The 15398-nt window shown below is 65.5% G+C and carries 14 protein-coding genes and 1 pseudogene; 11 read left to right on the top strand and 4 right to left on the bottom strand.

The genetic code is table 11. The features are described 5' to 3' along the window. Positions 1 to 112: 112 nt before the first annotated feature. Positions 113 to 2014, bottom strand: coding sequence for a molecular chaperone DnaK (gene dnaK, locus ACSKB9_RS24525; RefSeq protein ID WP_026192053.1), 1902 nt, complete (start codon positions 2012 to 2014; stop codon positions 113 to 115). 555 nt (positions 2015 to 2569) lie between these two features. On the opposite strand from dnaK, the gene ACSKB9_RS24520 reads away from it, so the two are divergent. The 4 genes from ACSKB9_RS24520 (at position 2570) to ACSKB9_RS24505 (ending at position 5672) form a co-directional block, all read left to right on the top strand. Beyond that, positions 2570 to 3505: a hypothetical protein gene (locus tag ACSKB9_RS24520; RefSeq protein WP_438076322.1), complete on the top strand. Its 936-nt coding sequence runs from the start codon at positions 2570 to 2572 to the stop codon at positions 3503 to 3505. A gap of 85 nt (positions 3506 to 3590) precedes the next feature. Next, positions 3591 to 4301 (top strand): bifunctional nicotinamidase/pyrazinamidase, encoded by a 711-nt coding sequence (gene pncA, locus ACSKB9_RS24515; RefSeq protein ID WP_438076320.1) that lies wholly within the window; start codon positions 3591 to 3593, stop codon positions 4299 to 4301. Between the two features lie 22 nt (positions 4302 to 4323). Further along, on the top strand, positions 4324 to 5178 hold the full coding sequence (locus ACSKB9_RS24510; RefSeq protein ID WP_438076318.1) for a helix-turn-helix domain-containing protein: 855 nt from the start codon (positions 4324 to 4326) through the stop codon (positions 5176 to 5178). Positions 5179 to 5246: 68 nt separating this feature from the next. Then, on the top strand, positions 5247 to 5672 hold the full coding sequence (locus ACSKB9_RS24505) for a VOC family protein (protein WP_438076316.1): 426 nt from the start codon (positions 5247 to 5249) through the stop codon (positions 5670 to 5672). Between the two features lie 49 nt (positions 5673 to 5721). On the opposite strand, the gene grpE is transcribed toward ACSKB9_RS24505, so the two are convergent. Next, entirely contained in the window at positions 5722 to 6327 is a 606-nt protein-coding gene (gene grpE / locus ACSKB9_RS24500) for a nucleotide exchange factor GrpE (RefSeq protein WP_028341763.1), read from the bottom strand. A gap of 165 nt (positions 6328 to 6492) precedes the next feature. After that, complete coding sequence (gene hrcA / locus ACSKB9_RS24495) at positions 6493 to 7581, bottom strand: heat-inducible transcriptional repressor HrcA (protein ID WP_016841498.1); 1089 nt, start codon at positions 7579 to 7581, stop codon at positions 6493 to 6495. 182 nt (positions 7582 to 7763) lie between these two features. Between hrcA and rph the strand changes: the two genes are divergently transcribed. Genes rph through hemW form a run of 3 tightly spaced genes read left to right on the top strand, consistent with a single transcriptional unit; the run spans position 7764 to position 10268 of the window. Next, positions 7764 to 8477 carry a ribonuclease PH gene (rph, locus tag ACSKB9_RS24490; protein ID WP_016841497.1) on the top strand — a complete coding sequence of 238 codons (714 nt, stop codon included), beginning with the start codon at positions 7764 to 7766 and terminating at the stop codon, positions 8475 to 8477. An 11-nt stretch (positions 8478 to 8488) separates the two neighbouring features. After that, positions 8489 to 9124: an RdgB/HAM1 family non-canonical purine NTP pyrophosphatase gene (rdgB, locus tag ACSKB9_RS24485; RefSeq protein WP_438076313.1), complete on the top strand. Its 636-nt coding sequence runs from the start codon at positions 8489 to 8491 to the stop codon at positions 9122 to 9124. After that, complete coding sequence (gene hemW, locus ACSKB9_RS24480; protein ID WP_438076311.1) at positions 9111 to 10268, top strand: radical SAM family heme chaperone HemW; 1158 nt, start codon at positions 9111 to 9113, stop codon at positions 10266 to 10268. Before rdgB ends, hemW begins: the two co-directional genes overlap by 14 nt. A 193-nt stretch (positions 10269 to 10461) precedes the next feature. On the opposite strand, the gene ACSKB9_RS24475 is transcribed toward hemW, so the two are convergent. Then, entirely contained in the window at positions 10462 to 11667 is a 1206-nt protein-coding gene (locus ACSKB9_RS24475) for a penicillin-binding protein activator (RefSeq protein ID WP_438076309.1), read from the bottom strand. Positions 11668 to 11886: 219 nt separating this feature from the next. On the opposite strand from ACSKB9_RS24475, the gene rsmI reads away from it, so the two are divergent. The 4 genes and pseudogenes from rsmI to ACSKB9_RS24455 all read left to right on the top strand — a co-directional run bounded on the left by rsmI (position 11887) and on the right by ACSKB9_RS24455 (position 15345). Then, positions 11887 to 12840 carry a 16S rRNA (cytidine(1402)-2'-O)-methyltransferase gene (rsmI, locus tag ACSKB9_RS24470; RefSeq protein ID WP_438076307.1) on the top strand — a complete coding sequence of 318 codons (954 nt, stop codon included), beginning with the start codon at positions 11887 to 11889 and terminating at the stop codon, positions 12838 to 12840. Beyond that, on the top strand, positions 12827 to 13210 hold the full coding sequence (locus tag ACSKB9_RS24465) for a YraN family protein (protein ID WP_028335783.1): 384 nt from the start codon (positions 12827 to 12829) through the stop codon (positions 13208 to 13210). The genes rsmI and ACSKB9_RS24465 overlap by 14 nt, the downstream gene beginning before the upstream one ends. Before the next feature lie 30 nt (positions 13211 to 13240). After that, a pseudogene (gshB, locus tag ACSKB9_RS24460) lies at positions 13241 to 14187 on the top strand (glutathione synthase). A gap of 186 nt (positions 14188 to 14373) precedes the next feature. Beyond that, on the top strand, positions 14374 to 15345 hold the full coding sequence (locus tag ACSKB9_RS24455; RefSeq protein WP_438076305.1) for an MBL fold metallo-hydrolase: 972 nt from the start codon (positions 14374 to 14376) through the stop codon (positions 15343 to 15345). Positions 15346 to 15398 lie beyond the last annotated feature (53 nt).

Here is a 15398-nt window from a genome sequence, read left to right as displayed (position 1 = left end):
AAGGATTGCGCCTGTCTGGAAGATGCAGCGATCGCCTTAAAGAAAAATGACCCCCACTCCTCCGAGACGCGGCGCGTGCTCATTGGTGTGAGGGTCATGATCGCAAATCCGCTTAAGCAGACTTCTTGCTGTTCTTGTCGTCGTCGACCTCGGTGAACTCCGCGTCGACAACGTCATCCTTGGCAGCGTCCTTGGCCGCATCGGCCTCGGCCTGCTGCTTGTACATGGCCTCGCCGAGCTTCATCGAAGCCTGCGCCAGCGTGTTGGTCTTGGCCTTGATCGCCTCGGCGTCGTCGCCCTTCAGCGCTTCCTTGAGGTCGCTGACGGCGTCTTCGATCGCGCGGCGCTCGGTGTCGGCGATCTTCGAACCGTGTTCGGCCAGAGCCTTCTCGGTCGAGTGAACCAGACCGTCGGCATGATTCTTGGCGTCGACAGCCTCGCGGCGCTTCTTGTCCTCGGCCGCGTTGACCTCGGCGTCCTTGACCATCTTGTCGATGTCGGCTTCGGACAGACCGCCGGATGCCTGGATCCGGATCTGCTGTTCCTTGCCGGTCGCCTTGTCCTTGGCCGAGACGTTGACGATACCGTTGGCGTCGATGTCGAAGGTCACCTCGATCTGCGGCATGCCGCGCGGAGCCGGCGGAATACCCATCAGGTCGAACTGGCCGAGCATCTTGTTGTCGGCCGCCATTTCACGCTCGCCCTGGAAGACCCGGATGGTGACGGCGCCCTGATTGTCTTCGGCGGTCGAGAACACCTGGCTCTTCTTGGTCGGGATCGTGGTGTTGCGGTCGATGATGCGGGTGAACACGCCGCCCAGCGTCTCGATGCCCAGCGACAGCGGGGTCACGTCGAGCAGCAGCACGTCCTTGACGTCGCCCTGCAGCACGCCGGCCTGGATCGCAGCGCCGATCGCGACGACCTCGTCGGGATTGACGCCCTTGTGCGGCTCCTTGCCGAAGAACTGCTTCACGACTTCCTGGATCTTCGGCATGCGGGTCATGCCGCCGACCAGCACCACTTCGCCGATCTCGCCGGCGGTCAGGCCGGCATCCTTCAGCGCCTTGCGGCACGGCTCGATGGTCTTCTCGACGAGATCGGCCACCAGCGCCTCGAACTTGGCGCGGGTCAGCTTCATCGTCAGATGCTTCGGACCGGTCTGGTCAGCCGTGATGAACGGCAGGTTGATTTCGGTCTGCGTGGTCGACGACAGCTCGATCTTGGCCTTCTCCGCAGCCTCCTTCAGGCGCTGCAGGGCAAGCTTGTCGTTGCGCAGGTTGATGCCCTGCTCCTTCTGGAATTCGTCGGCGAGATAGCCGACCAGGCGCATGTCGAAATCTTCACCGCCGAGGAAGGTGTCGCCGTTGGTCGACTTCACCTCGAACACGCCGTCGCCGATCTCGAGGATCGAGACGTCGAAGGTGCCGCCGCCGAGGTCGTACACGGCGATCGTGCCGGACTTCGACTTGTCGAGACCGTAGGCGAGCGCGGCAGCCGTCGGCTCGTTGATGATGCGCAGCACTTCGAGGCCGGCGATCTTGCCGGCGTCCTTGGTGGCCTGACGCTGCGCGTCGTTGAAATAGGCGGGAACCGTGATGACGGCCTGCTCGACCTTCTGGCCGAGATGCGCCTCAGCGGTCTCCTTCATCTTCTGCAGAATGAAGGCCGAGACCTGCGAGGGCGAATAGGTCTTGCCATCGGCTTCGACCCAGGCGTCGCCGTTCGATGCCTTGACGATCTTGTAGGGAACGAGCTTCTTGTCCTTCTCGACCATCGGGTCGTCATAGCGGCGGCCAATGAGGCGCTTCACCGCAAAGAACGTACGCTCGGGATTGGTCACCGCCTGGCGCTTCGCCGGCTGGCCGACGAGGCGCTCGCCATCGTCAGTGAAAGCAACGATCGACGGCGTCGTTCGCATGCCCTCGGCATTCTCGATCACCTTGGCGTTCTTGCCATCCATTACGGCGACGCACGAATTCGTGGTGCCGAGGTCGATCCCAATGACCTTACCCATGGTTTTGATATCCTCTTTGCTACGGCAGGTTGGTTGGGCCCTGACGGCGCTCCGTACCGAACCCCCAGACGTTCACATACTCGCGATATTGCGACGGTGAGCCTGATATAGGAGAGAGGGTCCTGCCCGCAAGGACTGGACGCAACGTTGAGGCCTGAAAAGACTGACGTTTGAAAGATTGTGTCAGCCCGGCCGCAGCGCCGGTTCAAGCCCGATCCAAGTTAACAAATCGGCAATGATGCGGCACGCCGTCGACCGCGAACATCCGCCACGCGACGTCCGCGCTGTTGAGTGAACACTCACAAACGTCGTATGCGGAAGCGGGCGCAGGCCGAGGGCGCGCTGTTTGGCCGCTGGTGGCCGATCGTCGGAAACGTCGGGAAACTGGAAAGTGCCAGCCAATCGGGACGAAAAGCCCCTGGAATCGGGCCTGCGCGGCTTTGGCGGCCTGTTGCAGGGTCATCAAAACCGCTAAAAGCGGTCCGACTGAAAGAGGCCATCCAGCCCTGCACCGGCCCCGTTGCGCGGCCACCAAGCAAAACCGGTAGATCCCCCATGACGCCTTTTCGACTTCTCGTTGCGGTTGCCTTGCTGCTTGCTGCCACCTGTCGTGGCTTTGCCGCCGACGTGGTGTTTCCGCCGGGCGCGCATGTCGGGATGAAGCCGCTGGTGGGCCTCAACCGCGCCAAGTCGTTCATCGGCTTCGAGACCGAGGACCAGGGCGTGAAGGTCTTGATCGCCGATCTGCCCGCGGACGCCTACAACGAGGTCGTGAGCGCCTTCAAGGCCAACCCGGCCGGCAGCGGAAACATCAAGCCGGAGAGCCTCGAGACGCCGGCGGGCCTCGCCTATTACACCGTGGAGAGCGCGCGTGACGGCACCACCAATGTGCGGCGCTACTCCATGATCCTGCCGGGACCGACCTTCTCCGGCTATGTCGCGGTACAGGTGCCGGAGAACGCCAGCAAGATCTACACCGACGACGCCGTGCGGCAGATGTTCGCCACCGCCCAGATCCGCAACGAGGTGCCGGTCGACGAACAGCTCGGCATGATGCCGTTCAAGGTCACCGAGCTCAGCAGCTTCAAGAATGTCCGCATGCTGGCGCCGGGCGCGGCGCTGCTGATGGCCGATGGCGACGACAAGGGCCTCGAGACCAAGCCTTTCATGCTGCTTGGCATCATCGGCTCGGCCCCGGCCACACCGGATGATCGCGGCCGCTTCGCCCAGCAGATCGCCACCACCATCCCCGGCGTGCGTGACGGCCGGATCACCATGTCCGAACCGATCCGGATCGACGGCCAGCCCGGCTTCGAGACGCGCATCGACGCCGTCAGCGGCAAGGACAATACCCCGGTGACCATCGTGCAGTGGCTGCGGTTCGGCGCGCAGACATCGCTGCGCATCATCGGCAGCTCCCCGCGCACCGATTGGGAGAAGGCTTTCCCGCGCTTCCGCGCGGTGCGCGACGGCATCCAGCCGCGCGGCTGACAGGCCCGCCGAAAAAATCGGACTTTCGCAGCTCCACGAACGGAACTAGCCTCCTCGCACGGTTATCAGAGCGAGGAGGGGCGCGATGCTGGATCGACGACAGGTCGTTGCAGGGCTCGGTGCGCTGGCGCTTGCGGCGCTGGTTCCAAAACATCTCTGGGCGGCTGCGATCAAGCCCGACGACGGCTCCGCGCTGCTCGTGATCGACGTCCAGAACTGCTTCCTGCCCGGCGGCAGCCTCGCGGTGAAGGACGGCGAGCAGGTGGTGCCGGTGATCAACCGGATCGCCAAGAGCTTTGCCAATGTGGTGATGACGCAGGACTGGCACACGCCCGGACACATCTCCTTTGCCTCGACCCATTCCGGCAAGAAGCCGTTCGAGACCGTCGACCTTGCCTATGGCAAGCAGGTGCTGTGGCCCGACCACTGCGTGCAGGGCACCGACGGCGCCTCGCTGTCGAAGGAACTCGCGATCCCGCACGCCGAGCTGATCATCCGCAAGGGTTTTCACAAGGACGTCGACAGCTACTCCGCCTTCACCGAGGCCGACGGCAAGACCACCACCGGGCTCGCCGCCTATCTCAAGGCGCGCAACGTCGAGCGGGTTTTCGTGGCCGGGCTCGCCACCGATTTCTGCGTGGCATGGACCGCGCTCGATGCGCGCAAGGCCGGCTTCGAGACCTATGTGGTGGAAGATGCCTGCCGCGGCATCGACACCCAGGGATCGCTCGCCAAGGCCTGGGACGACATGGCCAAGGCCGGCGTCAAGCGCATCCAGTCCTCGGATATCGCGTAGGACGCCGCCTCGCGAGATTTGCATGGCCGAGCCTGCGTCACCCGTTGCATTCGATCTCGCGCAGCGCCTGCCATCGCTACGCCTGGCGCGCCTGATCGTCCGGATCACCGGTTATCGCGAGACCGCGACGGGCCGGTTCGCGCAGCGGCAGACCGCGCCGCTGATCGTCCCGCTGATCATCAGTTTCGGCTCGCCGTTCCTGATCGCGCTGTCGCGCGAGCCCGGTGCGGCCGATCGTCAGCTCAGCTTCGCCGCCGGCCTGCATGCCGGGCCTGTCTACATCGAGTCCGACGGCCACGCTGCCTGCGTGCAGGTCGATTTCACCCCGCTCGGCGCCTACGGCTTCTTCGGCGGCGCCGTGACCGACCTGGTCGGGCGCATGGTCGATATCGACGATGTGCTCGGCCATGATGGCCGTCGTCTGCGCGAGCAACTCGGCGCCGTGACGTGCTGGCAGCGCCGCTTCGACCTGATCGAGGCGTTCGTGCTGCGCCGCGCCGGCCACATGCCGTCTCCCGAAATCGCGTTCGCCTATCGAAAACTGGCGCGTTCGGCCGGCGCCATCAGCATCACGGCATTGGCCGACGAGATCGGCTGGAGCCGCAAGCATCTTGCCGGCCGGTTTCGGTCCGAGCTCGGCCTCGCCCCCAAATCGCTGGCGCGCATGATGCGGTTTCACCGGGCGAGCCGGCTGGCACAAAGCGGCGCAGCGCTTGGCTGGGCGGGGATCGCGGCGGAAAGCGGCTATGCCGACCAAGCCCATCTCGCCCGCGAGTTCGTCGAATTCGCGGGCGAACCGCCAACCGCCTGGGCGCGCCGCCAGGCGCTGACCGACCGCCGGCTGGTTCATTCCGACAATGGGCTGGCGGACTGGTAACAAACCTTCAAGCCGACGCCGCGTTGCCTCGTGCAGGATGGCGCCGTCAGCCAAGGAGGTGAGCGACCATGACGCACGACATCGAACCGCCCCGCATCTACCCGACCCTGCGCTGCAAGGACGCCGAGGCGATGACCAATTGGCTCACGGCGGTGCTTGGGTTCACCGAACACGTCGTCTACCGCGACGGTGGCGTGATCCATCACGCCGAGCTCGCCTATGGTTCCTCGATGCTGATGCTGGGTCAGAGCCGTGACGACGCCTATGGCAAGCTGGTCGGCGACCTCGACCACCGCCGCACCGACTCGATCTATATCGCCGTCGGCGATCCCAACGCGCTGCACGCGAAGGTCAAGGCTGCCGGCGCCAAGATCGAGATGGAACTGCGCGATACCGACTATGGCAGCCGCGACTTCGCCTGCCGCGATCCGGAAGGAAATCTCTGGAGCTTCGGCACCTATTGGCCGAAGGCACACGAGAAGCCGCGACCGTGAGCCCGCGCAATCCGCGAGCTCACAAACGCGCAGCCGGGATCGGGATGGATCAGGCGGTGATGTCGGCGGTCGGGGCGGCCTTGGCGCCGCCCTTGGAGACGCCGACCAGCGCCGGACGCAGGATGCGCTCGCCGATCATGTAACCGGCCTGCACGACCTGCACCACGGTGCCCGACGGCACCGACGGATCAGGCACCTCGAACATCGCCTGCTGGAAGTTCGGATCGAACTTCTCGCCGATCGGGTCGAACTTCTTGACGCCGTTCTTCTCCAGCGCGTTGAGCAGCGAACGTTCGGTCAGCTCGACGCCTTCGATCAGCGCCTTCAGGCCGGGATCGGCGGCTTCCTTGGTCTCGGCCGGCACCGCATCGAGCGCGCGCTGCAGGTTGTCGGCGATATCGAGCACGTCGCGGGCAAAGCCGGTGATGCCGTAGGTCTTGGCGTCGGCGACCTCGCGGCGGGTGCGCTGGCGGAGATTCTCCATCTCGGCCAGGGTGCGCAGCGTCCGGTCGCGCGCCTCGGCGAGTTCCTTGGTCAGCGCCTCCGCCGATCCGGCCTCGGGCTCGTCAGGCATGATGTAGGGTTTCGAGACCACGGGCTCACCCGTCGGCGCCGAATTCTCGGTGTTGTCATTGGCCCGGTTCGGATCGGTCATGGCTTGCCTTCTCGAAAACTCGCGTCGGTTCAAATCTTGGGGATTGCTTGCCGGGATATCGTGCTTTGGGCGGCGAAAATCAAGCGCAACATACCGGTCTCGGGAACTGGGATCTCCGGCTTGGGTGAAGAAAACCCGTCAAATGAAAGCGAAATCGCCCTCCGGTCAGCCGCCGAGCATCTTGCTGACGATGCGCGCGGCATAATCGACGGTCGGGATCACCCGCGCATAGTTCAGCCGTGTCGGTCCGATCACGCCGAGGACGCCCACGATCCGCCCCTGGGCGTCGCCGTAGGGCGCGATGATGGTTGAGGAACCCGACAGCGAGAACAGCTTGTTCTCCGAGCCGATGAAGATCCGCACGCCCTCGCCGCGTTCGGCGCGGCCGAGCAGATCGATCACGCCGCGCTTGGTTTCGAGATCGTCGAACAGCGACTTGATGCGCTCCAGGTCGTCGAGCGCATGCAGGTCCTCCAGCAGATTGGCGTGACCGCGCACGATCAGCTGGCGGTCTTCGTTCTCGCCGCCGGACCAGCTCGCAATGCCCGCCGCGACCACCTTCTGCGTGAGCTGATCGAGCTCGGCGCGGTTTTGCGTCAGTGCCGTCTCGAGCTCGAGCCGCGCTTCGGCCAGCGTCCGGCCGCGGATCCGCGCATTGAGGAAATTGGTCGCCTCGGTCAGGGCTGAGGATGGAACACCCGGCGGCAGTGCCAGCACGCGGTTTTCGACCTGGCCGTCTTCGCCGACCAGCACGACCAGCGCCTTTTCCGGCTCCAGCCGGACGAACTCGATGTGCTTCAGCCGCGCATTCGACTTTTGCGTCAGCACCACCGCCGCGGCGCGGGTCAGCCCCGACAACCGCGTCAAGGCTTCGCCAAGCGCGGCCTCGACGGATTGCGCGCGGCCGACGGCAGCAAGCTGGGTCTGGATCGACTGACGCTCGGCCTCGGTGAGGTCGCCGACCTGCATCAGCGCATCGACGAAGAAGCGCAGCCCGAGTTCGGTCGGCAACCGGCCGGCGGAGGTGTGCGGCGCATAGATCAGGCCGAGCTGCTCGAGATCCGACATCACGTTGCGGACCGAGGCCGGCGACAGCGGTAATGCGATCAGGCGCGAGATGTTGCGCGAACCGACCGGCTCGCCGGTCGCGAGATAGCTTTCGACGATTTGACGAAAAATGTCGCGCGAACGCTCGTTGAGCTGGGCGAGCCCGGCATGCGGCGCGATCAGGCCAATCGGATCGTGGTGAGTCACACTCCAGTCCCTCACAATTACTGCATAATTTGTCGATCCGGGAGGCCGATGACAAGCATGCATTCGGCCCCCTCGTACCGGACCCTACCGGGGCCGAAAACCCTCGCCAAAACCCTTGCCGCTGCCCCTTCCCGCTCCTACAAGCACGGCCAGCCAATTTTCTCGGATTTCTGGAGGATTTCATGCGGCCAAGCCGCCGTGCACCCGATGAACTGCGTCCCGTGTCGCTGGAACGCGGCGTCGTCAAATATGCCGAGGGTTCCTGCATGGTGAAGTTCGGCGACACCCATGTGCTGGTGACCGCCACGCTGGAAGAGCGGTTGCCGCCGTGGCTGAAGGGACAGGGCCGCGGCTGGGTCACCGCCGAATACGGCATGCTGCCGCGTGCCACCCTGGAACGCACCCGCCGCGAGGCCTCGGCCGGCAAGCAGGGCGGCCGGACGGTCGAGATCCAGCGGCTGATCGGCCGCTCGCTGCGCGCAGCCGTCGATCTCGAGGCACTCGGCGAGCGCCAGATCACGGTCGATTGCGACGTCATCCAGGCCGATGGCGGCACCCGCACCGCCTCGATCACCGGTGCCTGGGTGGCGCTGGCCGACTGCATCAACTGGATGAAGACCCGCAACATGCTGAAGACCAATGTGTTGCGCGACAATGTGGCGGCGATCTCCTGCGGCATCTATCAGGGCACGCCGGTGCTCGATCTCGACTATGCCGAGGACTCCGAAGCCGACACCGACGCCAATTTCGTCATGACCGGCGACGGCCGGATCATCGAGGTGCAGGGCACCGCCGAGAAGACGCCGTTCTCGGAAGGTGAATTCCTGGCGCTGATGGCGCTGGCGCGCAAAGGTGTCGCGCGTCTGGTCGACTTGCAAAAGATCGCGGTGGCGTAGTCAGATTGGTCATGCACCGCCGAATCACCGGAAGGCTCGTCATCGCCACCCATAATCCCGGCAAGCTTGCCGAGATGCGGGAATTGCTGGCGCCGCACGGCGTGGAGGTGGTGTCGGCCGGCGAGCTCGACCTCGCCGAGCCCGAGGAGACCGGAGACAATTTTCGCGCCAACGCGGCGATCAAGGCGATCGCGGCAGCGAAGGCGACCGGACTGCCCGCCTTCGCCGACGATTCCGGCCTCGTGGTCGATGCGCTCGACGGAGCGCCCGGGATCTACTCGGCGCGCTGGGCCGGCGAGGGCAAGGACTTCATGGCGGCGATGACGCGGATCGAGCGGCTGCTGCAGGAACGCGACGCCACCGCACCGGACCGGCGCAAGGCGCACTTCGTGTCGGCGTTGTGCGTGGCCTGGCCCGACGATCATCTCGAGCAGGTCGAGGCCCGCGTCGATGGAACCCTGGTCTGGCCGCCGCGTGGCACCGCCGGCTTTGGCTACGATCCGGCCTTCCTGCCCGACGGCTACACGCGGACCTTCGGCGAGATGACCAGCATCGAGAAGCACGGCCTGCCGCCGCTCGGGCTCGGCCTGTCGCATCGCGCCCGCGCCTTCGTGAAGCTCGCGGAGATCTGCCTTGAGCCACGCTGACCGAGAAGCCTTCGGCGTCTACGTGCACTGGCCGTTCTGCCTGTCGAAATGCCCGTATTGTGATTTCAACAGCCATGTGCGGCATGCGCCGGTCGACGAGGAGCGTTTCGTGCGCGCGTTCGCCCGCGAGATCGAGACGACGGCCGCGCGCGTGCCGGGGCGGCAGGTGTCCTCGATCTTCCTCGGCGGCGGCACGCCGTCGTTGATGCAGCCGAAGACCGTCGGTGCCGTGCTCGATGCGATCGGCAAGCACTGGACGGTGGCGCGCGATGTCGAGGTCACGCTCGAGGCCAATCCGACCAGCGTCGAGGCGACGCGCTTTCGCGGCTATCGCGCGGCCGGCGTCAACCGCGTCTCGCTCGGCGTGCAGGCACTCGATGACGCCTCGCTGAAGGCACTGGGCCGCCTGCACAGCGCGCGCGAGGCACTCGACGCGGTCGCGATCGCGCGCTCTGCGTTCGACCGTTACTCGTTCGATCTGATCTATGCCCGCCCCGACCAGACGCCGCGGATGTGGGCCGATGAACTGAAGCAGGCGATCTCGGAAGCGGCCGAGCATCTGTCGCTCTACCAGCTCACGATCGAGGAAGGCACGCCGTTCTTCGGGCTGCATGCCGCCGGCAAATTGCAGACGCCGGACGAAGCGACCGCGCGCGCGCTCTACGACGTGACGCAGGAGGTCTGCGCCCGCGAAGGGTTGCCGGCCTATGAGATCTCCAATCACGCCCGCGCCGGCGCGGAGTGCAAGCACAACCTCGTCTACTGGCGCGGTGAGGAATATGCCGGCATCGGCCCCGGCGCACATGGAAGGCTCGACATCGATGGCGTCAGGCACGCGACCGCAACCGAGCGGCGTCCCGAGGCGTGGCTGTTGAACGTCGAGGAACGCGGTCACGGCGTCGTCAGCGATGACAGCCTCAACAGCGAAGAACGCGCCGACGAGTTTCTGCTGATGGGGCTGCGGCTCGCCGAGGGCATCGATCCCAAGCGCTATGCGAAGCTCTCCGGCCGCCAGCTCGACCCGCACCGGATCGCGATGCTGCGCGAGGAAGGCGCGATCGCCGTCGACGCCGACGGACGACTGCGGGTGACGACATCGGGATTCCCGGTGCTCGACGCGGTCGTTGCGGATCTCGCCGCCTAGAACCTATCCCGTTCCGATTGAATCGGAACGAGGCTCTAAATTCTTGTTTTGACGCGTTTTCTTCACGCGAACCGGTATCCACTTCGCTCGAAACCGCTCTAGGTGCACGCTGCCAAAATATCGAAAACAACCCCATGCAAAGGAGCTGGCGGGTGCCGGCGCTCGACAAGGCAGCTTGACCGCCCGACGAAAATCAAGCGCCAAAGCTCTTCGGCGAGCCTGCGACGGGCGTGCTGCCGCCTGAGGCCACCTTCATGACCGCAAGGCCACGCTCATTGGTGCCGTCGGAGCGGAAGCGGAACAGACCGTCGATACCGGCAAAGCCGGACGGATTGGTCAACGTCTCCGGCGCAAAGCGCTGCGCCCCTTGCGTGCGCGCGAGCGCCGCCATCAGCGCCACCGCATCATAGGCAAGCGTCGCGGTGCGTACCGGCTCGCCGCCATATTTGCTGCGGTAGCGGCCGGCGAAGCTGCGGAAGCCGGACGGATCGGGCGCGGCATAGAGGCCGCCCTGCAAGACGGGGCTCGCGAACACCCGCGGATTGTCCCACAGCCCGGTGCCGAGCAGCTGGATGTTGCGCAGGTTGGCGCCGGCTGCGGTCAGGGCATCGGCGGTCGCGACGACCGAATCGCCATCGTCGGCGATCAGCAGCGCATCGGCCTGGCCGAGCGCCTGCGCCACGGTTCGCGCCGGCGTCGCGCGATCGGCGCCATATTTCTCGAATGCGACGACGCGGCCGTTCTTGCGGCCGACCGCCTGCTTAAAGGCGGCCTCGACCACATTGCCATAGGCGTTGTCCGGCACCATCGCGGCGAACGAGCGCTTTCCGATCCCCGCCGAGTAGTCGACGATGCGATTGATATCGGACTCCGGCAGGAAGCTCAGCAGGTAGACGCCGCGCCCGGCCACGCTCGAATCGGTGGAGAATGCGATCACCGAGGTTCCGCGCGGCCGCGTCAGTTGCGCGACGGCCGGCACCGAGCCTGCGAACAGCGGCCCCAGAATGATCTCGGCGCCTTCGGACAGTGCCTGCTGGGCACCCTGCGATGCGCCCTGCGGGCTGCCGCCATCGTCCTTGATCAGGAGCTGGATGTTCGGGTTCTGAAATTCCGCCAGCGCCATTTCGGCCGCGTTCCGCATCGACTGGGCGGCAAGCCCGGCATTGCCGGAAGCCGACAGCGGCAGGATCAGCCCGATCTTGACCTGCCCGGTGCCGACCGCCTGCGGCTGCTGCTGCGGGCCGGCAGGACCAGCTTCCGGGTTGCTGCTGGAAAATTGGCTCAAGCTCTGCTGGATGCCGGAGCAGGCCGTCAGCAGCGGCGCGCCCACGATGAGGCCGAGCGCGGTCCGCCGGGTGGCGCCCGACGGCGGGGACTTGCGGTGATGCGGGCCTTCCATCGTCTCTCTTCTCTTGGCCGACCGTGATCAGCCAGGACTCCATCCAGCTCTGATGAGGCGGGTGGATTCAGGCATATTGTCGGCGAATAGTTAACTAAAACAAAAGGATTATGGCCCCGCGGCGCCCTTGCCGCGGCCTCCATTCCCCTGTCGGGCAGCGTTCCGTCACCGCCGTTTGCGGATGTGGCGCAAGCGCTGCCATCCCTCTAGATTGGCATTATGCGCGCAAAAGCCAGTTCCCTCCACAGTTCGGATGCCACGACAGGCGCTGCGGCCAGAACCTTTTCGATCGGCGGCCAGCAATTGGCCGCGCCAAGGGCGGCACCCGGGCTCCATCTGGTCGCGACCCCGATCGGAAATCTCGCCGACATCACCCTGCGCGCGCTGGAGACGCTGGCCGGTGTCGACGTCATCGCCTGCGAGGACACAAGGATCACCCGCCGGCTGACCGAGCGTTATGCGATCACCGCCGAGCTCGCGCTCTACCACGAGCACAACGCGGCCCAGGCCAGGCCCAAGATCCTCGAACGCCTGGCGCAGGGCGCCGCGATCGCGCTGGTCTCGGACGCGGGCACGCCGCTGATCTCCGATCCCGGCTTCAAGCTGGTGCGCGAGGTCTGCGCCGCCGGGCACGCCGTCATCGCGGTGCCGGGGCCGTCATCGGTGCTGACGGCGCTGTCGGTCGCGGCATTGCCGACCGACCGGTTTTTCTTCGAGGGATTTTTGCCCGCCAAGGAGCGCGCGCGCCGCGCCCGGCTCAACGAGCTGGCAAAGGTCGATTCGACGCTCGTGATGTTCGAATCGGGCAATCGCGTGAAGGACACGCTGCGCGATCTCGCCGCGATCATGGCCGGCCGCGATGCCGCGATCTGCCGCGAGCTGACCAAGCTGCACGAGGACGTCACGCGCGCACCGGTCGCCGAGCTGGCGGCAGGCGCGGACGCGCTGGAAACACGCGGTGAGTTCGTGCTGGTCATCGGACCTCCGGCCGATGATGCCGGGGTGATGGATGAGCATTCGCTCAACGATCTGCTGCGCGCGCAGCTCGCCCGCGGCAGCGTCAAGGATGCGGTCGCCCATGCGGTCGAACTGTCGGGCCGGCCGCGCCGCGAGGTCTATGCCCGCGCCCTCGAGCTTGCGAAGACCATCGGGGACGGCGATGGCGAAGACTGACAGCGCCTCTCCCGAGCGCGTCGCGGCGTTCCGGACCGGCATCTCGGCGGAGAGCCGTGCCGCAGCCCTTCTGATCGCTAAGGGCTATCGCATCCTGGCACGACGCTTCCGCACCCCCTTTGGCGAGATCGACCTGGTGGTGCGCCGGCGCAATCTGCTGGCTTTCGTCGAAGTCAAGGCCCGCGCCAGCCTCGACGACGCCGCCTATGCGGTGACGCCGCGCCAGCAGCTGCGCATCATCAATGCCGCCCAGGCCTGGCTGATGGCGCATCCCGAACATGCCGAATTCGAGCTCAGATTCGACGCCGTGCTGATTGCGCCGAAGAGCCTGCCGCGCCATTTGTTAGCGGCATTCGATGCAAGCCCTTAACGTTATCCTCAGACCTCGCGGAACATGTCTATGAAATTGAAGATCGCCGTCCAGATGGATCCCATCGCGCGCATCAATATCCGCGGCGATTCGACCTTTGCGCTGCTGCTCGAGGCGCAAAAGCGCGGCCACGGCATTTCCTACTACACGCCCGACAAGCTGTCGCTGCGCGGCGAGGAGCTGGTGGCGCCGGTGCAGCCTCTCACCGTGCGCGACGAGGTCGGCAATCACTTCACGCTGGGCGAGCCGAAGCGCGAGGCGCTCAACGGCTTCGACGTCGTGCTGCTGCGTCAGGATCCGCCGTTCGACCTCGCCTACATCACCTCGACCCATTTCCTCGAGCGCATCCATCCGAAGACCTTGGTCGTCAACGACCCGGCCAGCGTGCGCAACGCGCCGGAAAAGCTGTTCGTGATGAATTTCCCGCAGCTGATGCCGCCGACCCTGATCTCGCGCGATCTCGACGAGATCAACGCATTCCGCGACCAGCATGGCGCCGTCGTCATGAAGCCGTTGCACGGCCATGGCGGCGCCGCCGTCTTCCGCGTGATGCCGCAGGACATGAACTTCGGCTCGCTGTTCGACATGTTCTCGGTCACGTTCAAGGAGCCCTGGGTGATCCAGCGCTTCCTCCCGAGGTGAAGCATGGCGACAAGCGCATCATCCTGGTCGATGGCGAGTTCGCCGGCGCCGTCAACCGCGTGCCGGCGGCGGACGATCTGCGCTCCAACATGGTCCGCGGCGGCGCAGCCGCGGCGACCGAGCTCTCGGATCGCGAGCGCGAAATCTGCGCCACGCTCGGACCGGCGCTGCGCGAACGCGGCCTGCTGTTCGTCGGCATCGACGTGATCGACGGCAACCTCACCGAGATCAACGTCACCTCGCCGACCGGCATCCGCGCAATCCAGCAACTCAATGGCCCGGACGTCGCGGCGATGATCTGGGATACCATCGAGAAGAAGCGCGCCGCCAGATAACCCTCCCTTGTGCGCCGCACAGCTGGCTGAAATTTAGCCAGCGTTCGATCGCGCATGCGTTCTCCTTATTCTTCTTGCCAGCTTGCGCGGGCGAGGGCAGCATCCGCCTGCCTGCGTCAGGTCAAGCGGCGGGTCAACGCGCGGGCAACAACGCAAAATATCATAAAAATTGTGGAGGAAGACGTTATGACGCTCAATGTCTCACGACGATCCTTGCTCGCGCTCGGTGCCGGTCTCGGCGCCAGCACCCTGCTCGGGGGCACCGCACAGGCACGCGCACCGAAGCTCGGCACGCAGACACCCTATTGGCACCGCTTCATGCTCGGCGAAGCCGAAGTGACCGTCGTATCCGACGGGCCGCTTCCGCTCGGCGATCCCTCCGGCACCTTCACCGGTGTGCCGAAGGAGGAGGTGAAGAAGATGCTCTCCGACAACTTCCTCTCGCCCGACAATGTCGTGCTCGAGCAGAATTCGCCGATCGTCAACACCGGCGACAAGCTGATCCTGTTCGACACCGGCATGGGCACGTCGCAACTGTTCGGCAAGACCACCGGGCGGCAGCAGAAGAGCATGAAGGAAGCCGGCATCAAGCCGGAGGACATCGACGCGGTCGTGCTGTCGCACGCGCATATCGATCATATCGGCGGCATTGTCGGCGCCGACGACAAGCCGCTGTTCCCGAATGCGCAATATTACATCGCCCAGAGCGATCTCGAGTTCTGGACCGACGAAGGCAAGATGGGCAGCCCGTTGAAGGATTTCATCGTGCATGCCCGCAAGAACCTGCTGCCGGTGCGCGACCGCATCGTGTTCTTCAAGGACGGCCAGGAATTCCTGCCCGGCGTGACGGCAATCGCAGCGCCCGGCCACACCGTGGGCCACACCATCTTCATGGTGAGCTCGGGTGGCAAATCCTTCGCGTTCCTCGGCGACCTCTCGCATCACGCGGTGCTGCTGCTGGAGCGGCCGCGGATGGAGTTCTCCTACGACACCGATCCGAAGCAGGCGGCGGCGTCGCGGGTCAAGCTGCTGGAGATGCTGGCCGCGAACAAGACGGCCGTGATGTCCTATCACTTCGCCTGGCCGGGCTACGGCCACGTCGCCAAGGTCGGCGAAGGCTTCCACTACTATCCAGAGCCGATGCAGATGAACCTGTGACGGACTGATTGCGAAGACGGACTGCCTCGGGAGCGGCCGCCGCCGCTCCCGAA

The organism is Bradyrhizobium sp. BR 1433, assembly GCF_051547665.1.
Lineage (GTDB): Bacteria > Pseudomonadota > Alphaproteobacteria > Rhizobiales > Xanthobacteraceae > Bradyrhizobium > Bradyrhizobium australafricanum.
This window is presented reverse-complemented; position numbering and strand designations above follow the sequence as displayed.